Here is an 18,757-nt window from a genome sequence, read left to right on the forward strand (position 1 = left end):
CATTCCGGACGCCCGCCTTTTGGCGGGCGTTCTTTTGTCGCCGGACAACCGAAAACGCCCGGAAACTTCACGGAGAAAAAGCAAGGCACAGGCTAGGGGCCCTGAAGCCTAAACTTCGGCGACACTCACTGCAGTTTCGAGTGCTTGATCAAGACTGTTCGCCACCTGATCCACGTCGTCCAACGACAAACACAGCGGAGGCACCATCCGCAGACATTGTTGAAACGGACCGGACTTCGACAGGATAATTCCTTGCGCGCGGCAGGCTTCGAAAACCTCCGTGGTCATGTCCTTGTCCGGCGTTTTGCTGTCCCGGTCTTTCACGAATTCGAGCGCAAGCATAAGGCCTTTCCCGCGAACATCGCCGATGACCTGAAACTTGTCTTTCAAGCTATGCAGCCTTTCCAGCAAGGCGGCCCCCACAACGCGGGCGTTTTCCTGCAACCCTTCGTCCTGCATGACCGCAAGAACCGCACGGGCTGCGGCAGCCGAGGTCGGGTTGGCTCCGTAGGTGTGGAACATGAACCTCTCCGCCATCGGTTCCGCAATATGTTTCTTGGCCACAACCGCCCCGATCGGGAAGCCATTTCCAAGACCTTTTGCCATGACGACGATGTCGGGCACGACGCCGTCCGCTTCGAACCCCCAGAAGTTTTCGCCAGTGCGACCAAAGCCGGATTGTACCTCATCCGCGATATAGAGACCTCCTGCCGCGCGCACGCGCTCGGCTGCGCCGGACATATAACCGGGCGGCATTTCAATGATGCCGCCATAGCCCTGCACGCTTTCGACGAAAATACCCGCCACCTGACCGGAAGTGGCTGTGGCGATGGTGCGGTCGATCTCGGCTAGATAGGGTTGGGTCCCTTGTCCAAAGATACCGCGATATTGGTTGGGTTCAGGCACAAACGCCACATTGCCGGGCATGCCCGGGTGACGCCAACCCGAGATACCGGTGATCGACTGCGCTGCAGCCGTTGGTCCGTGATAGGCCGTCCGCAGGGCCAGTAAGTCCAGATTGCCGGTGTAAGTGCGCGCCATCGTCATCGCTAGGTCAACGGCTTCGGATCCGGAGTTGGTCAGATGCACCACCCAATCCTGGCCTTTCGGCATGGTTGCGGCCAGTTCTTCGGCCAGATGTGCAGGTGTCGGGTGGTAGAACATTGTCGTGCAGTGGGTCAGTTCCTGCGCCTGTGCAGTTGCCGCCGCCACCACGCGCGGGTGCGAGTGCCCGACCGAGATACAGACATTCATGCCCAGCAGATCGGTGTATTTCCGACCATCCGTGTCCCAAAGATATTGGCCCTGACCTTTCTTGAATACGATGGGTTCGCGAAACGGTGTGAACCGCGTCAGCGAGGCGGCATAGTACTGGTCCCGTCGCGCGGCGGTGTTCGAGAAGTCCCAGTCGGTATGAAGGGCGTGGTCGGTCATTTGGAACCTCCGGTTTTCAGGCGTGAGTTTTCGGGGTCAAAGGGGGCCTCAGGCAGGATCGTTGCCGCACGATGCTGGCCCAGTATTGAGATGGTCAGCCCGTCTCGCATAGTCGGGTCGCGCAGATAGGCCAAAGCCAGAACCTTACCGGTCCGGTGGCCATAAGCACCCGAGGTGGCGATGCCGACCGGCAGACCGTCTTTCCAGACCGTGTGCGCGTAGAACGGATCTATCTCACCGGCGTCGACCTCAAGCAGCACCATTTCCCATGCGTTGTCCCTTGCTAGTTCGTCGCGTAGGTCCTTGCGGACAAACGGGTTCAGACCTGCCTCAAATGGGCTGCGTTCGGTCGTCAGATCACTGCCCCAACCGCGATAGCCTTTTTCAAGGCGCATGGAGTTTGCAGCATAGGCCCCGTAGAATCCCAGACCATGAGGTTTGGCGATCTCTTCAAGCGTCATGAAAAGTTGCACGGCATGTTCTTTGGCTACATGCAATTCCCAGCCATATTCGCCCAGATAAGACACCCGCAGGGCGCGCAGGGAGAACCCGGCGACATGGGTCTCGTGCGCGGTGAGCCATGGCATATGGTTCAACTCGGGCAACACATCGGAGGATTTGGGCCCCATGACGCCGATGACCGCCAGATCCTCTGTGACGTTTCGGACAGTGACGTCGAAGCCACTGGCAACCTGTGTCAGAAGATCATGGTCGATCTGCTCGGCCGCGGCGGCGCTGGTCAGATAGGCATGATCTTCAGTCAGCCGGGCGACGGTGAATTCTGACAGAACACCACCTGCCGGGGTCAGCGCATGGGTCAGGCCGATGCGTCCCGGCGGGATCGCGCGGTTTGCCCCCAATGATTCGAGGAATGGCGCAACATCCGGGCCGGTGATGTCGAATTTTGAGAACACGGACAGGTCGGCCATGGCGACGCAGTTATGCGCGGCCTCGACCTCTTGCGCCACGGGTTCGAACCAATTGGCGCGACGGAAGGTTTCGTCGGCGACAGCTCCGGGTGAGTCCGAGAACCAGTTTGGACGTTCCCACCCATAGGCCGCACCCATCACCGCGCCGCGTTCGACCATCAGGTCATGCAGTGGAGACAGGCGCAGACCGCGCCCGGCGGGGCGTTCTTCGTGCGGATAGTGCACTCCAAATTGCAGGCCGAAACACTCGACGGCCTTAGCCACGCGGTAATCACGATCCGCCCATGACCCGAAACGGCGGCTGTCGACGGCCAGCGCATCCATCGGGGGGGCGCCGTGGGTCATCCAATGGGCCAGGAACCAACCTGCGCCACCGCCTTCCATCACCCCCATGGACGAGCCGGTCAAAAGCCAGGCGTTTTCCAGCCCGTGTGCAGGTCCGATCAATGGATTTGCATCCGGGGTGAAGGTAATCGGTCCGTTGATCACCGATTTTATGCCGCCGGTTTCCAGCGCTGGTATGCGCTCCATGGCGGCCATGATGATGTGTTCCACACTGTCCAGATCCGGCGACATCAGATCCGCGCCAAACTCCGGCGGTACACCATCAACGGACCAGACCTTGGCGTTCTTTTCATACGGCCCGAGGATCAGCCCATCACGCTCTTGCCGCACGTACCAGCTTTCTTCTGGGTCGCGGATGATCGGCAGCTCTGGTAATCCCTCTTTGATCCGGGATGACACAGCCTCCACCGTGTCCGTCACCAGGTATTGGTGCAGCACCGGAACAGACGGGATGTTGAGGCCCATCATATGCCCGATTTCCCAGCCCCAAGTGCCTGCAGCGTTGACCACGTGGGTGGTTTCGATGATCTCTTTCGCAGTCTCGATCCGCCAATGGTCCTGCTGACGCTCAACCGCGGTGACTGCGCAATTGCGTATGATCCGAGCCCCGCCACGCCGGGCAACCTCAGCCATTGCGTGGGTTGCCAGCGTAGGGTCTACATGGCCGTCATCGGGTTCATAAATCCCACCGATCAGCCCATCCAGATTAGCCAGCGGGAACAGCTCAGCGATGCGCTCGGGCGTCAGGACCTCCAGCGGATAGCCGGTGAATTCGGACAGACCGGCCACATGGCGAAACTCGTCCATCCGGTCCGGGTTGCGGGTGATCCGCATCGCACCTGAGCGGTGAAAGCCGCAATCGCGTCCGGTTTCCTGCGGAAGGATATCGCGGTAAAGCCGAACAGAGGTGGCGCGCAGCTCTTGAATGGTGGGATTGTGGGCGAAATGGGTACACAGCCCCGCCGCATGCCAGGTCGATCCATGGGTCAGGTCATTTTTCTCGACCAGCAGAACATCGGACCAATCAGCCTTGACCAGATGATACATCAGCGACACGCCCATGGCTCCGCCGCCGATGATTGTAACCTGCGCCTTGGTCATGCGCGCATCCTTTCGCCTGAGGGATCAAAGGGTGGGCGTCGCAAGGGCTGCGCGGGATAGTCCCGGCCAGCGACCCGAACCGTGAAATTTCGTTCGCATGTCTGGACCAACGTCTCTCCCGGCTGGACCGAAATCATGGCGAAACACAGATTCAGCCCTGTGCGCGGCCCGCGCCCGCCCGAAGTCGTCAGCCCCACATGGGTGCCACGCTCGAACACCGGTTCGTCATGCAGCATCAGTGCATTGCCGAGAACTTGCAGTAGGATAAGGCGTTGATGCAGACCATTGGCCTTTTGCTGTTCCAATGCGGATTTGCCGAGAAAGTCCTTGGACCAATCAATGGTGAACCCCAGGCCGGCTTCAAGCGGAGTGATCTGGGGGCCAAGTTCATGCCCCCAGTGTTTGAAACCCTTCTCCAACCGGCAGGCATCCACCGCATAGTGGCCCAGCGGGCGCGCGTCTGCCTTGTGGAGGGTGTCGAACAGCTGAGGGGCCTGCGCGTTGGGTACGGTTAGTTCCCAGCCCAATTCTCCGACAAAACTAACGCGCGTGGCGCGGCAAGTAATGCCTGCCATTTCAGCGGTGGCGGCATAGCCAAATGCCATTTCTGGAACGCTGCCGAGACCCTGTAGCAGCGTCCGGCTGCCACCTCCCATTACACCGATTGTGCAGAATGCTTCGGTCAAATCCTCGACAGACACATCGCCCTTCAAATGCCTGCGCAGGAACATCAGATCGCGCATGCGCGTGGCGGCGCCCGAGGTCAGATGAAACGCATCCCTACCCAACCGCGTGATAGTCACATCCATTTCGATCCCACCGCGCGCGTTCAGTATCTGGGTATAGACAGCACGACCAATGGGCACGTCCATCTGCGCGGTCGTCAGGCGGTTCAATGAACCCAGAGCATCCGGTCCGGTGATGTCGAACTTGGTAAAAGGACTCAGATCAATCAACACGGTGCCCTCATCCATGACCGCCGCTTCGGCTCTGGCCAGGGGCCACCACCGCTGATCCGCTACCGAATAGTCCTGCGCCGGACCATAGTATATTCCGCGGTCCCAACCGGCAGTCAGACCAAAATGCGCCCCGGCCTTAGCCCAGCAATCGTGCAGCGCGGTAGTGCGCAGACCTCGACCTGATTTGGGCTGTTTATATGGCCAGTGAGGGGCAAAAAGATCAGCAACCGCCTCTTCCATTCGGGCGGCCATGTGTTCGGTGCTGGCTGTGGCGGGGTCGACCCGGGCGACATCGACCTCCCACATATCCATCTGGGGGTGGCCGTCGACCATCCAATCTGCCAGCGCCCGTCCAATCCCCGCCGAGGACATGACCCCGACCGAGTTCATTCCCGCGGCGACAAACATACCATTGACCGATGTTTCGCCTACAAGGGGTCTCGTGTCTGCCGTGAAACTCTCGGGGCCGTTCATGAAATGCTGGATGCCGACCCTTTCAAGGCTGGGGCAAAGCTCTAACGCCGCCTCCATGAAGGGCGCGAACTGGTCCCAGTCTTCAGCCAATTCAAGGAAAGGCCGGTCTCCTTCGGGGCCGTAGGCGTCCCAACATTTCGCGTTGGGTTCAAAGCCACCAATGACCAGTTTGCCCGCGTCGCCCTTGATGTAGATGCCTCGATCCAGATCCCGGATCACTGGAAATGGGTTCGGCAGGTCGGGGATGGGTTCGGTGACCACATACATGTGCTCGACCGCCTGCAAGGGCAGCGCTACACCAACATTTGCAGCCAGTTCGCGGGACCAGGCACCGGTGGCCAGAACGACCTGATCGGCGTCCAATTCGGTTCCATCAGCAAGAGTAACGCCGGTGATGCGCCCACCCTTTTTACGCAGTGACTGAACAATGGTGTTCTCGCGTATCTTTACCCCGCGATCCCGTGCGCCCTTGGCATAGGCCATGCACAGATCGACCGGGTTCACATTGGCATCTTCGGGCACATAAAGCGCGCCCACATGGTTGCTCAGATCGAGCTGTGGCAGAGGCACGTCCGAGGCGGCGATCACCCGCGGCGTCAGACCCTGCGTCTGGCCCAGATCAGAAATCCTGCGCAGCTCATCCAGGCGGGCGGGGTCGCGTGCCAGCCAATAACCGGACGTGCGGCGATATCCGGTGGACATGCCGGTCTCGGCCTCAAGGGCAGGGAAAACCTCAAGTGCCGCCATGGCCAATTGGGTCATATTTGGCGTCGCACGCAGTGGGCCGACAATTCCAGCCGCATGCCAGGACGTGCCCGAGGTCAGCTGATTGCGTTCCAGAACCGTAACGTCGGTCGATCCGCGCTTGGCCAGATGGTAGGCTAGGCTAAGACCAATTGCGCCACCTCCGATGATCAAAACGCGGCTCATCAGAAGTAATCCTGATCAGGTTTCTCGGCCTTGCGCTGCGCGATGTAATCCTGCAGAGCGGCGTCGATGTCGGGGTCGAGGCCGGGGTCTTCGTAGCCGTCCAGTCGTTCCTTCCAGATTGCATTGGCACGTGTAGCGGCGTCCTGCTCTCCGGCTGCGTGCCATTGCTCGAACGAATTGTCGTCCGGGGTCCAAGGACGGAACAGCGCGGATATGAAATTGGCCCGCGTATGCTCGGAACCGAGGAAATGCTGTCCCGGACCGGTCGACGCAATTGCCTCCATTGCCTGGGCATTCTCGCTCATGTCGATGCCGTCAAAGAAACGCCCGATCTTACCGCACAGATCATGATCCAGGATTGTCTTTTCGAACGAGGTCACCAAGCCGCCTTCAAGCCATCCAGTGGCGTGGTTGATGAGATTGGCGCCCGCGAACATCGACATCATCAATCCCCAAGCGGCTTCTTGCTGACTTTGGCCGTCCGGTAGCTTTGATGCGCTGAGCGTGCCAACCGTGTGCAGCGGCACCCCCAGCCTGCGGGCAAGCTGTCCGGCAGCCAAAACCATCAACCCGGCCTCGGGCGTGCCAAAGGTCGGTGCCCCGGATTTCATCGACATGGTCGAGGCGAAACTGCCCATCATGCAGGGTGCCCCGGGGTTTACCAATTGGGTCAAAGTCATTGCAGCCATGGTTTCGGCCAATACCTGAGCCAACGTTCCAGCCACGGTGGACGGCGACATGGCCCCGGTTAGAACCCAAGGGGTGCAGGCAACCGGTTGTCCTGCGCGGGCGTAGGTTTTCAACGCGCCGGACATGTGGCTGTCCATCACCAGCGGCGCGTTTGTGTTCGAGACGCAATACAGGACGGCGTTTTCAGCGACAAAGTCTTTGCCAAACACAATTCGCGCCATGTCGATCGCGTGACCCGCACGTTCAGCCCCGATAAAGGCACCCATGAAGGCACGATCAGAATAGCGAATATGGCCATAGAGCATGTCGAGATGGCGCTTGTTGGCAGGCAAATCCACCGGTTCGCAGACCACGCCGCCCGAATGGTGCAGCCAGGGCAGGCTGTGATGCAGCTTAACCAGGTCGACGAAGTCCTGATGCGAGGCATAGCGCCGCCCGCGATCCAGATCGTGTACAAAAGGTGGGCCCCAGGCCGGGCACAACACGCTGGCATCGCCGCCAAGCTGAACACTATTGGCCGGGTTCCGGGCATGTTGAGTAAATTGCCCCGGTGCGGTCGCCATGATCGTATTGCGGCAGAACCCCGGCGCGAACCGAACGCGCGAGCCGTCGATGTCACAGCCTGCATCGGCAAAAATGCTCAGGATTTCCGGGTCGTCCTGAAACTCCATCCCGGTTTCCGCAAGAATGGTATCAGCATTGGCCTCGATTTGTTCCAGCCCTGCTGCGCTGAGGACATTGAAGGTCGAGAGCTTGCGCAAAATGAACGGCGCGCGGGTCTCTGGAAGAGCGCGAGGTTCAGAAGCCCTGCGGCGACGGGATGAGCGCGAACGTGTCATGGCCAAAGCGTTGACCCAGAGCTTGACGAAAACCAAGAAAATTCCAACAGTATTAGGATCATTTATACTAAGGTTGAGCAATGCCTGATCATCGCAAGCTATCCCCAAGTCTGATGCGTTCACTTGAGGTGTTCGTGGCCGTTGCAGAAACAGGTCAAATGCGGGCGGGCGCAAAGCTATTGAACCTGTCACAGCCAGCTGCGTCCCAGCACGTCACGGCGTTGGAAAAAGCCTTTGGCACTGTGCTTTTGGATCGCAGTACGCGCCCGGCGCGGCTGACCCATGCGGGAGCGCGTTTGCATGGCAAAGCGCAGAAGATTCTGGATGCACTTTCGGACATGGAAACCGAATTGCGCCATGTCGGCCAGAAATCCCTGAGCTTGCTGCGGGTCGGAATTCAGGCCTCGATTGCTACGACACTGACGCCCTCTTTGGTCGCGTTTGCACAGCGGGAATTCAACGTCGAAGATATCACCCTGCATGCGGGTCAAAGCGGCAACCATGAACGCCTTTTAAGGACGAAACAAGCGGACCTTGCCATCACATCAAACCCATTTCTGGATATGGATGGTTTAGAGCGTCACCACGTTCTGACCGAAAGATACCTTTTGGTCCTGCCGGAAACATATGACGGCCCGACAGACAGTCTGGAAGCGATCCAAACGCGACTTCCTTTGGTGCGCTTCGGAGATACAACCAACGCGGGCCGCCAGATTGCGCAGCATTTGCGCCGATTGCGGTTCGAACCCGACAGGGTCATTCAGGCGGACCGTTCCAGCATGGTTACGTCCTGTGTTTCCGCGGGGCAGGGGTTCAGCCTGCTGACGCCAACATTGCTGATCGATGGTTTGGTTGAGAACATGAGCTTGCAGCTGAAAGAGCTGCCTGTATCGGGTCTTTCGCGCACCTTGACGGTTGTCGCCAGAAAAGAAGAGCTGCAGAATTTTCCAAAAGCACTGGCGGAAATGTCCAGGCAAAAACTGGTGAAGCGCATCACCAGTCACATGGGCGGCATCGGAGCTAACAACGTAGAGTACGATTTGGTCTAGCGCACCTAGGATTGGTCCAAAGTCGATACCTGTTGGTGAACTTCGACAACATTGCCTTCGGGGTCGCGAAAGAACACTTGGTGCCACTCTTTCGAAAACGCTGTGCCATAGTCCGAGTACGGGACACCATTTTCTTCAAGTATTTTAAGGACAGCGGGAAGATTATCTGTTCGGAACGCAATGTGTCCCCGGCTCACCGGGTTGATGACCTGATCGTTTTTGAAGGCGACATTGAAATCCCGTTCCGCCAGATGCATCTGCATGCCGCCGTCCGTAGCAAAGCGAATTTGGCCATCATAGCCTGCATCTTTAGTGGCTTCGGAACGCGGGAAATTCTGCTGCGGAATATCATCCAAACCTAAGACGTTTGTATAAAAGTCATGCAGGCGATCTACATCGTCTGCCACCAGGTTAATATGATGAAATTCCAGCTTCATTTGGTTCCGTCTTTTTGTCGTTCAATTGGATATGCGCTTTGCGGAACGCCACAATGAACGGTGGGTGATCAGATTTCGGGATACTGCCGACAGAGCTTGTGAACTTCAAGCTGGATTGAGTCTCGCTGTATGACTACTCTGAGAGCGCGTTCCCGGGTACAAAAAAACGCCCGCTAAATGAGCGGGCGTTTGAATTCCAAAAACAGTTGGATCCGGTTTTAGCGGCGGATGCCCAGCTTTTTGATCAGGTCCTGGTAGCGCGCTTCTTCTTTGCCCTTCAGGTAGTCCAGCAGCTTACGACGCTGGGCGACCATTTTCAGCAGACCGCGACGACCGTGGTTGTCTTTTTTGTGGGTCTTGAAGTGCTCGGTCAGGGTGGTGATGCGCGAGGTCAGGATTGCAACCTGGACTTCTGGCGAACCGGTGTCGCCGTCCTTGGTTGCGAATTCTTTCATGACGCGTGCTTTTTCAGCGGCAGTAATCGACATCGGGGTCTCCTTTAAAAGGTTAGAGTTAATGGCGCAGGCCGGGATGTCGTCCAGCACAGGCCCATGGAGAAAAACGCACCGATTCCGATGCAGATGCGCGCGTATAAGCGGATTTCATGCAAATGGCAAAGGGATTCTATTGCCTCAACCAAGCGCGTTGAGTTGCGACAGATCCTGCCCGCTGATCAGCTGGATGTCATCGAGGGTCAGCCCCTTGGCACCTAACAATTGGGCGGCGTCTTGCCCGTCGACAATAACATGGGTCAGGTTTTCGTTGTCGGCATCGGTCTCAATGCGGATCTCCGGGTCGTCCTCGCCCTTCCACGAGATCAGCAGTTTGTCCTGCCCAGGTTCAAAATCCATGACCTTGACGGTATCTTCGTCGTCCTCGGCGTTCAGGTGGATGCTGTCAGCGCCTTCGCCTCCGGTCACGATATCGCCGCCATGCGCAAATATGGTGTCATCGCCGGCACCACCGTTCAGGAAGTCGACAGAGTCTTCACTTTCGCCATCCTCGCCAGTCAAAACATCTTGGCCATCGCCGCCAAACAAAACATCTTCGCCGGCACCGCCATTCAGGGTGTCGTCGCCGAAACCGCCATGCACCGCATCCGCGCCTGTGCCACCTGTCAGGGTGTCGTTGTCCTGACCGCCATACAGGTTGTCATCCCCGTCGCCGCCATCCAGCTGATCCTCACCGAAATGGCCATAGAGAGAGTCGTTGCCATCATCACCAGACAGGATGTCATCATCATCCTCGCCATGCAAAACATCGTCGCCTTCGCTGCCCTGGATCGTATCACTGCCATCGCCGCCATGCAGGGTGTCATCACCCATACCCCCGAGCACCGTGTCGTCGCCACCGTAGCCGTTAATCTGGTCGTCGCCATCCTGACCGGTCAGAACGTTTGTGTCGTCGTCTCCGCTCACAACCAGATCGCCCTCAAATTCGGTGATAATGGTCCCGGTCGAAAGTTCAGGTTCTTCGACATTTTCGTCGATCTCCAGGAAATTGCCGTCAGAGACCTCTTGCGGCTCGTCTTCGATGGTCTCGTCTTCTTCGGTGCCGTCGTCGGCCTCGAGAATACCGCCCATCGCATAGGCTGCTCCGCCCATTGCGGCCAGGCTCAGGAACCCTAACAGAAACATGGTAACCCTCCGAGAACGCACTGCTCCGAGGGTGAAATATCCCATGCGATCAGTCAGTTGGTCAAAGCCAAGCTGAACTTGTGGTTAACCGTCGGTCACCACGGTTCGGGCTGTTGGGTATAGGCGATGTAAAGCGGATGCTTGGGGTGTCCGGCCTTGGTCAGCCCTAAATGAAACAGTTGCTGACCGGTGCCGCGCAGAAGCGTCTCAACCGCCGGGCCGCGGTCCAGATGCGCACCATGGGTGCCCCATGCGGCGATGACCTGATCGGCCCATTGAACACCATCCAATATGGCCGCGTCATTCTCGGGCCCAACCGGGTCGCCGGCAGCGCGCATCTTGCGCGGGTCGGTATCGCGCCAGGCAAAGATGTTGGTCACCTGAAACGCACCAAACCCCAACGCCCGCGCCCGACGCTCACAACGTTCGACCGTGGGGTCATTCTGCACCTCGGTTGCGGTAGAGGGGTTCAGCATCACGAACAACGCCTTGCGCCCGTGCGGGTCCCAGATGCGGGTGAGGCTATAGCGATATTTCTCGCAGTCGGAATAGATGGCGGTCGAGGGCGCGTCGCCCTTGGTGTGCGTTCGGGTGATCATGCCTTTCGCCTAACACGTGGATTAGTTGACGAACACCCGGCTGGGATGCAATTCGCCGGATTTATAGATGCCCACGGCCACAGCCTTGCCGTCGAGCGAGGCCCAGGCCTCATCTCCGTATTCCGCGTCCGAGGCCAGCACCATTCCCGGATTGCCGTTGCGCAGGCGGGTAGCACCTTCGGGGGTGCATTGCAGTTCCGGCAAATCTGCAAGACCGGTTTCCAGCGGGTGCAGGTATTCGTCCAGCGCAGTGGTCTTTGCCATCTCGTCGATCTGTTCGATGCTCAACCCGTCTTCGACATCGAATGGGCCAGACCAGATGCGGCGCAGTTCCCGGACGTGTCCGTGGCAACCCAGCGCTGCGCCCAGATCGCGGGCGATTGAGCGGACATAGCCGCCCTTGCCGCAGGTCATTTCCAATGTCACGTGGTCTTCGTCGGGGCGGTCGACCAAAATCAACTCCTCAACCCATAGCGGTCGCGCGGCCAGTTCCACATCTTCGCCATCGCGGGCCAGCTTATAGGCGCGCTGGCCGTCGATTTTCACGGCCGAGAACTTGGGTGGGACCTGCATGATATCACCCAGAAACGGGGCCAGCGCCTGTTTGATATCGTCATCCAAAGGGCGCGCATCGCTGCTCGCAATCACTTCTCCTTCGGCATCATCGGTATTGGTGGCCTGACCCAAACGCACAGTGAATGTGTATGCTTTCAACGCGTCGGTGATATAGGGAACGGTTTTGGTCGCCTCGCCCAAAGCTACGGCCAGAACGCCGGTTGCTTCGGGGTCCAGCGTGCCCGCATGGCCCGCTTTCTTGGCATCCATCGCCCACCTAACCTTGTTGACCACAGCGGTCGAGGTCATGCCCGCGGGCTTGTCCACCACCAGCCAACCGGAAATGTCGCGACCCTTGCGTTTGCGTCCCATTCTACACCTTGAATCTTGTCGAGGCGCGCGACCTAGCGGATCGCTCTGCCGCTGTCAATTTCAGGGCGTATCTTCGACCACGCCCACAATCGGGCCAAGCGAAAACCCGACATCCGACCGATTGCCCGCGCGTTCATACATCCGGGAGATATTGCCGTCGAAGAACAGTGCATTTGGCGTTTCCAGCACATCCCTGAACAGGCTGCCGAACTCATGAAAGGTGACATAGTCATCCGAGATCGCAAAAACTACCCGTGTCCCATCCGCGCTGGTACCAACGCCGTTGCGGACATAGCGCGAGGTCGAATCGGGCAGGAATCGCGGGTGCAATTCCCCGTCGATGACCAGCATAGGACCGGATTGCGTGGCAAAACGGCATTGTGGAGCCTGATCAACGTATTCCAAGGTTTCGAACACGTCGGCACGGCCCTCGCGGATGCAAAACACCCCGTTCGGCAGCAAGCCGAAATTGCCGGGACCGGCATTCGGGATCACACGCATCTGTTCCTGGCTGTCTTCGACGTAATGTCCGACAGGCGAGCGGTCGTCATGATACATGCCAGCATTCATTGCAAATGCCAGACGCTTTCCCTGTGGGGCCAGTGCCTCGTTCACAGATGAGAAATGGCCCAGCACGTCGCCTTCCTCATCGTTGAGAAATAAACGCAGCTCTTCGCCAACGGCGTCCACCTCGCAAATGGTGTACCGCTTGTCCTCATGGGTCACCTTTTCGCACGTAACCGCAGAGGCTTGCGCGGCCCAGAAGACCGCGCCCAAAATGACAAATGTGCGGATCACTCGTCCAGATCGCGGCGCACCGCGTCCTGATCGAACATGCGACGTGTGTCGTCCAGTCGATCAAACGTGTCATCCAGACGGAACCGCAGATCGGGCGAGAATTTCAGGCCGACCTTTTTGCCAACCATGCGTCGCAGCTCGCCCTTGTTGCGGGCGAGAAGCTCGATCACATCCTCCTGCCCCTTGCCGCCCAGAGGCAGCACATAGGCGGTCGCGATCTTCAGATCAGGTGAGGTGCGCACCTCGCCTACAGTGATCGACATACGGTTCAGGTCGGGGTCGTGGACATCTCCGCGCGCCAGAACCTCGGACAGGGTGCGGCGGATCAGTTCGCCGACGCGCAGTTGTCGTTGGGACGGGCCGGGGCCATCGTGGAATTTGTTCTTTGCCATATCCCCGATCTAAGCGCAAAGCAGGGCTTTGCCAAGCGGGCGCGAACCGGGTAGGAGGCTTTGAGCCGAATTCAACAAGAGGACCAGCGCAATGACCCATATTCCGGGGATCGTCATCACAGGGGCTTCGGGCCGTATGGGGCAGATGCTGATCAAGACAGTGACCGACAGCGATCAGGCGCGTCTGGTCGGTGTGGTCGAGCGTATTGGCCATGACTGGGTCGGTCAGGATGTGGGTGAAGCAATGGGTGGTCAGGCGTTGGGTGTGAAAGTCACCGATGATCCGCTGGAGGCGTTTGCACAGGCGCAGGCTGTGATCGATTTCACCGCACCTGAGGCTACGCTGGAGTTTGCGGCACTGGCCGCGCAAGCCCGTTGCGTGCATGTGATCGGCACCACCGGCATGACGGATGAACAGATCGCCGCGCTGGAACCGGCCTCACGCCATGCGGTGATCGTGCGCGCGGGGAACATGAGCCTTGGCGTCAATCTGCTGGTGCAACTGACCAAAAAGGTCGCCGCTGCGCTGGATGAGGATTTCGACATCGAAGTGATCGAAGGGCATCATCACCATAAAGTCGACGCACCCTCGGGTACCGCGTTGATGCTGGGCGAGGCTGCTGCCGAGGGGCGAGGCGTCAATCTGGCGGACGTGTCTGACCGGGGCCGCGACGGCATCACCGGCGCCCGCAAGCGGGGCGACATCGGTTTTCACGCCATTCGCGGCGGCGACATCGTGGGTGAGCATGACGTCCTGTTTGCAGCGCCCGGTGAGCGCATCGTCCTTCGCCATCTGGCGACCGACCGTGCGATCTTTGCCCGTGGCGCGCTGAAGGCGGCACTGTGGGGGCAGGGCAAAGCGCCAGGTCAGTATGACATGGTGGATGTGCTGGGGCTTTAATCGCCTTTAGCGGAACGCCGCAATACCAGGCGGTTCGGCGCCTTCGTCCTCGATCCGTGAAAACAGTGCGCCTAATCGCTGATCCCAGGTCGGGTACTGGCCTGTACGTGCATATGTCAGGCGTTCGGCCCCTATAGATATGCCAAGGGGTGCTGCCTGCCCGCCAATCACAACCTCGCCGATTTCGGTCCAATTGTCCGACGGCGGGTAAGCGGTGGGAGCTGTTTCATCCGTGCCGCCCAGCCGATAGTAGACGCCCATTGTCACAAGATACTCATCACCAAACGGGTCGGGGAAGAAAAAGCCCGAGGCATCGCGTGCAGCCAATGCCTCGGCCTCATCGCGCAACAGAACCTTTTCGGTGAATGGCAAGCCTAACCCGTCCAGCACCGGGCGCATGTCATCGGCTTGCGGCACACTGACAAATGCGATGCGGGACGGGTCGAGGTCAAAGCTTTGAGTCAGAATTTGCATCATCAGCCGGGTCATGGCTTGCCCATCAGCATCAGCGGGATGACAGCCGACCTCGTGAAACATCGGCAACACATCGGCACGTGACTTTTCGTCAACATCCGCAACGCGCGCCAAAGGCTGAATCACATAAGCGCCCGAAGGCAGAACGGACTGATCGAAATCATGCCGCAACCCGCCATTATAGTCGTCGACCCCCGAGGCCAGCGACAGGGGCTCAGCCTCATTAAAACCAAGCTCGGAGAACGCGGTTCTCAGTTGATTGAGTGTATTTTCGAACTCCTGTTCGAACGTGTCATTCTGGTCAGCTGCAGCAGCCCCGACGCTCGGAAGCAGGGTTCCGACCGTTGCTGCGGTTCCAAGCTGAACCACCCGACGCCTGTTCAATCCCATCAGAGGCCTCCCCTTTGAACTGGATACGGTCGAGCGTATCACAGATGTGGCCGCCAACGGTTAAGGGATTGTGAAAATGCGCGATACTGGCGTTTTGCCCAGTAATTCATAGGTCCTTGATTTTGTCGGCTTGGAGCGGGCAGGCGAGATACACGCCAAATTCAGTCCCGATATCGGCACTGACACGGGCGTGAACCTTGCCTTGCCGGTCGAGGAAACGCTGATTGTCTTCGACCGGGAAAATCCCCTCGTGCCAAATGCCGGGATGGATATAGAGACCTCGCGATCCGTCGCACCAAAACGCCACGACTTTGTCGGGCGTCAGATTGTCACCGGGCAACGCGACGGGCACGATGAAAGGCTTGTTATCCAGCGGCCAAAACATCTGCCCGCCATCGGGGTGATAGTTCATGTGCCACAGAACTACCTGATCGCGCGGGGCGGTCTGCTGGTCGGTCTGCGCCTTTTGCGGATCTGCAGACCAGCCCAGAACATAATGTCCTTTGACGGCTTCGTTCTCACCATAGAGCACGTCGCCATGCCAGTCGCATTTGAACGTGCCTTCGACCCAGCCGCCCTCGTCACCGGTTCCTTCGTCAATCGGTCTCCAGCCCTGCTGCGGCCAGCGCACAATTTCGATCTCAAAGGAATCGGGGTCATCGACAAGACAGCCATAACCTTTCACAGACTCTTCCGTGGCCCGGATCAGAGGAACCTCATGCCAGGGTAGAGACGGTTTTGAGCTGGCTTCAAAAATGTATTCCGGTGCGCTCATGACGCCCCCAGATGCCGGTCGACCATGCGCTGCACCATTGGTGCAAAATGGGTGAAATCCGGGGTCTTCATGTTCGCCCGCTTGCCCGCTTCGTCCAGATAGCGGACCTGAATGATCTCTTTGAGGTTCGGATTGGCCTCGAAATCGGTGACCTCTTCAGCGCTCATTGGTCCGCCCTGCAGTTCCAGCGTATGGATCGAAGCGGTGGACAGGCGGTTAAAATATTCAGGCTTGGTCGCGCAGAGATACCGTTTGGCTGCCACGTGATAGCGACAGCAATCGGTGATGACTGAGGGGAAGAACTGTTCCAGCACTTCGGCCCCCGCATCCTCATGATGGCGATCCTGGGTATCGTCGGGGTGATACGTGCCGAACTCGGATGTAAAATGTCCGATATCGTGCAGCAATGCGCCGACGATGATTTCTTCGGGCTGGCCGTTCTGCTCTGCGATGGTGGCCCCTTGCAGCATGTGCTCGGCCATGGTCACGGGTTCCCCCAGATATTCCTCGCCGCCGCGACGGTCGAAGATATCTCCGATGAAGGCCACGATATTGTCTCGGTTCAGGGTCGAGAAATCGGGTTTCATTCTGCCGCCTCCGGCTGGGTCATCTCCATCGCGGCCAGAGTGGACAGCAGCCCGTCCTTATCTGCGTAGCAACCTTGCAGCCAGCGTGAACCCGCGCCGGAATAGCCCAGACGTGCGTGCAGAACGCGGGTGTTGTCGACGATGAAACTTTCGCCCGGTTCCAGCTTGAACGACACGCCCATGGCCGGATCATCGATGATCTCGCCAAGCTGGCGGTAGGCGGCATAGTATGCCTCCATCTGATCGAAGGGCACATCAACGAATGGTGCGGAAGAGCGGTTGTTGAATCGAATGCCGATCAGCTCACCATCCGGCGACAGTTCGATCATCGGGCGGCGCGAACGCAGGCAGACACCGTCCGAGCCTTTATATTCAAAGCGGGCAGGATAGCCAGCCAGCAAAGCAAAGCCTTCGGAGTTCTGTTCGCGTAGCTTTTCAGCGGCGCGGAAGCCGTCAACCACGATGGAATCACCGCCTTCGGCACTGTTTTCCAGGCAATACAGAATTTGCAGCGTCGGCACCGGATCGCGGTAGGGGTTGTCAGTGTGCGCCTGCAAACCAAGTCCGGTATAGGCTAGGTTCGTCGGGTTCACTTCGGTCCGAACCTCGAAATAAGGTCCGTAGTTGGTTTGGCGGACATAGCCGAACAGATCAGCCACCTTCAGCAGGGATTCCGGTTCGGTCGGGCCTCCGGTCAGCTTGGCAAAGCCGTACTCGGCCACTGCCGCCAGCCACCCGCGCTTAGCCGCTGGGTTGGCATGGACCGTGTTCCAATCGGCGCTGGGCGCATCGATCCCGCGCTCCCAGGTGGTGATGCCGGGAGCGGTCCGCCCGGTGGGTAGACTACGGTCGCGGTCATAGCTGTGTTCGGCCAGCCAATCGGAGGGGAAGGTGACGGTCTTACCTTCGGGTTGGAACGTGACGGTCAATTCTCCGTTGCTGACCTCGGCGGCGCTGACCGAAATGTCTGAGGGGATATCACCGATGGTGATCAGACGCTGACCATTGCCGGGCGAGCGGGTCTCAGAATCCAGCGCATTGTCGCGCAGCCAGATTGCATGGAAGCGAGCCTTTGTGCCGGTGTCGAATTCAACGGTCACGACCGAGGCGTCATGGGTGGCAAAGCGCAGCATGGGGGGTCTCCTGTTCAGCGCGGGCTTTGGTTGAGCAGATACGCCCCTTATGGCATTACGACAATTAATCCTTCTTTCTGCTGAGGCTTGGAAAAACTTATGGCTAAGAAAAAGATCGGGTTGCCGCCTTTGGATTGGTTGCGCGTTTTTGAGGCGGCGGGACGTTTGGGCGGTTTTTCGGCGGCGGCGCGGGAATTCGGGCTGACGCAGGCAGCCGTCAGTCAGCGGATTGGTAACCTTGAGGCATGGTTGGGGCGCACGTTGTTTGTACGCGAGGCGCGCGGCGTTTCGCTGACGGTCGAAGGCGAAAGCTATCTGCCCTTGGTGCAAGACAGTCTGCAGGCGCTGGAACGCAATACTGAGGATTTGTTTGGCAAGTTCCCGCGCGAACTGCGCGTTGCGGGGCTGTCATCGAATATCCATGCGCTGGTGGTGCCAAGCCTTACCCGGTTTCATGAGATGCGTCCGAAGGTGCGCGTGATGACGGATTCCGTGGCGCGGCGGTCGTCTCTTGATGAAGAAAAGACATGGCTGCAGATCCGGTATGGGCGCGGTGCTTGGCCGGGGCGGGATTCCGAACTGATCGCACGTGAAGTGCTGGTGCCCATGGCGGCCCCGGGCGTGGAATGGGGTGCACCGCTGATTGACCTTCGCGGGGAACGGCCAGGGTGGAGTGATTGGGCGCGGAAGACGGAACAGGGCGACGTGACGACGTCGAACATCAGTTTCGATTCAATGGAACACGCCCTTTCGGCGGCGCGTCAGGGAATGGGTGTGGCGTTGGGGTCGATGCCGTTGGCCAAGGCGGATCTGCAGGCCGGACGGTTGCTGAGGTTAAACCTGCCAGAACTGAAAACGCGTGACGGGTATTGGCTGACATGGCCCGAAGATCGCGCGAAATCCAAGAAACAGCGCGCATTGATCGCAGATTTTTTGTTGGCGCTGCAGGGGTAGGCG

18 protein-coding genes are annotated in these 18,757 nt (G+C 58.8%); 3 read left to right on the forward strand and 15 right to left on the reverse strand.

What is annotated here, in order from left to right; all coding sequences use genetic code 11:
- Positions 1-108 precede the first annotated feature (108 nt).
- Genes GOW92_RS16815 through GOW92_RS16830 form a run of 4 tightly spaced genes read right to left on the reverse strand, consistent with a single transcriptional unit; the run spans position 109 to position 7,701 of the window.
- Positions 109-1,434, reverse strand: a complete 1,326-nt coding sequence (locus tag GOW92_RS16815; protein WP_170562142.1) for an aspartate aminotransferase family protein — start codon at positions 1,432-1,434, stop codon at positions 109-111.
- Entirely contained in the window at positions 1,431-3,809 is a 2,379-nt protein-coding gene (locus tag GOW92_RS16820) for a GcvT family protein (protein ID WP_170562145.1), read from the reverse strand. The genes GOW92_RS16815 and GOW92_RS16820 overlap by 4 nt, the downstream gene beginning before the upstream one ends.
- Positions 3,806-6,172 carry a GcvT family protein gene (locus GOW92_RS16825; protein ID WP_170562148.1) on the reverse strand — a complete coding sequence of 789 codons (2,367 nt, stop codon included), beginning with the start codon at positions 6,170-6,172 and terminating at the stop codon, positions 3,806-3,808. The genes GOW92_RS16820 and GOW92_RS16825 overlap by 4 nt, the downstream gene beginning before the upstream one ends.
- Positions 6,172-7,701: a trimethylamine methyltransferase family protein gene (locus GOW92_RS16830; protein WP_170562151.1), complete on the reverse strand. Its 1,530-nt coding sequence runs from the start codon at positions 7,699-7,701 to the stop codon at positions 6,172-6,174. The genes GOW92_RS16825 and GOW92_RS16830 overlap by 1 nt, the downstream gene beginning before the upstream one ends.
- Positions 7,702-7,814: 113 nt before the next feature.
- Between GOW92_RS16830 and GOW92_RS16835 the strand changes: the two genes are divergently transcribed.
- Positions 7,815-8,750, forward strand: coding sequence for a LysR family transcriptional regulator (locus GOW92_RS16835; protein ID WP_170562154.1), 936 nt, complete (start codon positions 7,815-7,817; stop codon positions 8,748-8,750).
- A gap of 5 nt (positions 8,751-8,755) precedes the next feature.
- On the opposite strand, the gene GOW92_RS16840 is transcribed toward GOW92_RS16835, so the two are convergent.
- The 7 genes from GOW92_RS16840 to rbfA form a co-directional block, all read right to left on the reverse strand.
- Positions 8,756-9,187 (reverse strand): VOC family protein, encoded by a 432-nt coding sequence (locus GOW92_RS16840; protein ID WP_170562157.1) that lies wholly within the window; start codon positions 9,185-9,187, stop codon positions 8,756-8,758.
- 218 nt (positions 9,188-9,405) lie between these two features.
- Complete coding sequence (rpsO, locus tag GOW92_RS16845) at positions 9,406-9,675, reverse strand: 30S ribosomal protein S15 (RefSeq protein ID WP_008757925.1); 270 nt, start codon at positions 9,673-9,675, stop codon at positions 9,406-9,408.
- Between the two features lie 144 nt (positions 9,676-9,819).
- Positions 9,820-10,824 (reverse strand): calcium-binding protein, encoded by a 1,005-nt coding sequence (locus tag GOW92_RS25200; RefSeq protein ID WP_170562160.1) that lies wholly within the window; start codon positions 10,822-10,824, stop codon positions 9,820-9,822.
- 95 nt (positions 10,825-10,919) lie between these two features.
- The gene (locus tag GOW92_RS16855) at positions 10,920-11,423 is read right to left on the reverse strand and encodes a DUF1643 domain-containing protein (protein WP_170562163.1); all 504 of its coding nucleotides are present in this window, start codon (positions 11,421-11,423) and stop codon (positions 10,920-10,922) included.
- Between the two features lie 21 nt (positions 11,424-11,444).
- Entirely contained in the window at positions 11,445-12,350 is a 906-nt protein-coding gene (truB, locus tag GOW92_RS16860; protein WP_170562166.1) for a tRNA pseudouridine(55) synthase TruB, read from the reverse strand.
- 60 nt (positions 12,351-12,410) lie between these two features.
- Complete coding sequence (locus GOW92_RS16865; protein ID WP_170562169.1) at positions 12,411-13,148, reverse strand: phosphodiester glycosidase family protein; 738 nt, start codon at positions 13,146-13,148, stop codon at positions 12,411-12,413.
- Positions 13,145-13,540 carry a 30S ribosome-binding factor RbfA gene (gene rbfA, locus GOW92_RS16870; RefSeq protein WP_170562172.1) on the reverse strand — a complete coding sequence of 132 codons (396 nt, stop codon included), beginning with the start codon at positions 13,538-13,540 and terminating at the stop codon, positions 13,145-13,147. Before rbfA ends, GOW92_RS16865 begins: the two co-directional genes overlap by 4 nt.
- 91 nt (positions 13,541-13,631) lie before the next feature.
- Between rbfA and dapB the strand changes: the two genes are divergently transcribed.
- Positions 13,632-14,441 (forward strand): 4-hydroxy-tetrahydrodipicolinate reductase, encoded by an 810-nt coding sequence (dapB, locus tag GOW92_RS16875; RefSeq protein ID WP_170562175.1) that lies wholly within the window; start codon positions 13,632-13,634, stop codon positions 14,439-14,441.
- A 6-nt stretch (positions 14,442-14,447) separates the two neighbouring features.
- Here the strand turns inward: dapB and GOW92_RS16880 are convergent, their stop codons facing one another.
- From GOW92_RS16880 to tmpA, 4 genes are all read right to left on the reverse strand, one after another.
- Complete coding sequence (locus GOW92_RS16880; RefSeq protein ID WP_170562177.1) at positions 14,448-15,305, reverse strand: hypothetical protein; 858 nt, start codon at positions 15,303-15,305, stop codon at positions 14,448-14,450.
- A 106-nt stretch (positions 15,306-15,411) separates the two neighbouring features.
- On the reverse strand, positions 15,412-16,080 hold the full coding sequence (locus GOW92_RS16885) for an ureidoglycolate lyase (RefSeq protein ID WP_170562179.1): 669 nt from the start codon (positions 16,078-16,080) through the stop codon (positions 15,412-15,414).
- Positions 16,077-16,667, reverse strand: a complete 591-nt coding sequence (tmpB, locus tag GOW92_RS16890) for a (R)-1-hydroxy-2-trimethylaminoethylphosphonate oxygenase (protein WP_170562181.1) — start codon at positions 16,665-16,667, stop codon at positions 16,077-16,079. Before tmpB ends, GOW92_RS16885 begins: the two co-directional genes overlap by 4 nt.
- On the reverse strand, positions 16,664-17,800 hold the full coding sequence (gene tmpA, locus GOW92_RS16895; protein ID WP_170562182.1) for a 2-trimethylaminoethylphosphonate dioxygenase: 1,137 nt from the start codon (positions 17,798-17,800) through the stop codon (positions 16,664-16,666). Before tmpA ends, tmpB begins: the two co-directional genes overlap by 4 nt.
- Before the next feature lie 99 nt (positions 17,801-17,899).
- Between tmpA and GOW92_RS16900 the strand changes: the two genes are divergently transcribed.
- Entirely contained in the window at positions 17,900-18,754 is an 855-nt protein-coding gene (locus GOW92_RS16900; RefSeq protein WP_170562184.1) for a LysR family transcriptional regulator, read from the forward strand.
- Positions 18,755-18,757: the final 3 nt, after the last annotated feature.

The sequence above is a fragment of the Ruegeria atlantica genome (assembly GCF_013032505.1).
In the GTDB taxonomy this organism is placed as follows: Bacteria; Pseudomonadota; Alphaproteobacteria; order Rhodobacterales; family Rhodobacteraceae; genus Ruegeria; species Ruegeria atlantica_F.

Coding starts and splice junctions, on each gene's coding strand:
- GOW92_RS16815 (WP_170562142.1), bottom strand. CDS start 1,434: ATGACCGACCACGCCCTTCATACCGACTGGGACTTCTCGAACACCGCC.
- GOW92_RS16820 (WP_170562145.1), bottom strand. CDS start 3,809: ATGACCAAGGCGCAGGTTACAATCATCGGCGGCGGAGCCATGGGCGTG.
- GOW92_RS16825 (WP_170562148.1), bottom strand. CDS start 6,172: ATGAGCCGCGTTTTGATCATCGGAGGTGGCGCAATTGGTCTTAGCCTA.
- GOW92_RS16830 (WP_170562151.1), bottom strand. CDS start 7,701: ATGACACGTTCGCGCTCATCCCGTCGCCGCAGGGCTTCTGAACCTCGC.
- GOW92_RS16835 (WP_170562154.1), top strand. CDS start 7,815: ATGCGTTCACTTGAGGTGTTCGTGGCCGTTGCAGAAACAGGTCAAATG.
- GOW92_RS16840 (WP_170562157.1), bottom strand. CDS start 9,187: ATGAAGCTGGAATTTCATCATATTAACCTGGTGGCAGACGATGTAGAT.
- rpsO (WP_008757925.1), bottom strand. CDS start 9,675: ATGTCGATTACTGCCGCTGAAAAAGCACGCGTCATGAAAGAATTCGCA.
- GOW92_RS25200 (WP_170562160.1), bottom strand. CDS start 10,824: ATGTTTCTGTTAGGGTTCCTGAGCCTGGCCGCAATGGGCGGAGCAGCC.
- GOW92_RS16855 (WP_170562163.1), bottom strand. CDS start 11,423: ATGATCACCCGAACGCACACCAAGGGCGACGCGCCCTCGACCGCCATC.
- truB (WP_170562166.1), bottom strand. CDS start 12,350: ATGGGACGCAAACGCAAGGGTCGCGACATTTCCGGTTGGCTGGTGGTG.
- rbfA (WP_170562172.1), bottom strand. CDS start 13,540: ATGGCAAAGAACAAATTCCACGATGGCCCCGGCCCGTCCCAACGACAA.
- dapB (WP_170562175.1), top strand. CDS start 13,632: ATGACCCATATTCCGGGGATCGTCATCACAGGGGCTTCGGGCCGTATG.
- GOW92_RS16880 (WP_170562177.1), bottom strand. CDS start 15,305: ATGGGATTGAACAGGCGTCGGGTGGTTCAGCTTGGAACCGCAGCAACG.
- GOW92_RS16885 (WP_170562179.1), bottom strand. CDS start 16,080: ATGAGCGCACCGGAATACATTTTTGAAGCCAGCTCAAAACCGTCTCTA.
- tmpB (WP_170562181.1), bottom strand. CDS start 16,667: ATGAAACCCGATTTCTCGACCCTGAACCGAGACAATATCGTGGCCTTC.
- tmpA (WP_170562182.1), bottom strand. CDS start 17,800: ATGCTGCGCTTTGCCACCCATGACGCCTCGGTCGTGACCGTTGAATTC.
- GOW92_RS16900 (WP_170562184.1), top strand. CDS start 17,900: ATGGCTAAGAAAAAGATCGGGTTGCCGCCTTTGGATTGGTTGCGCGTT.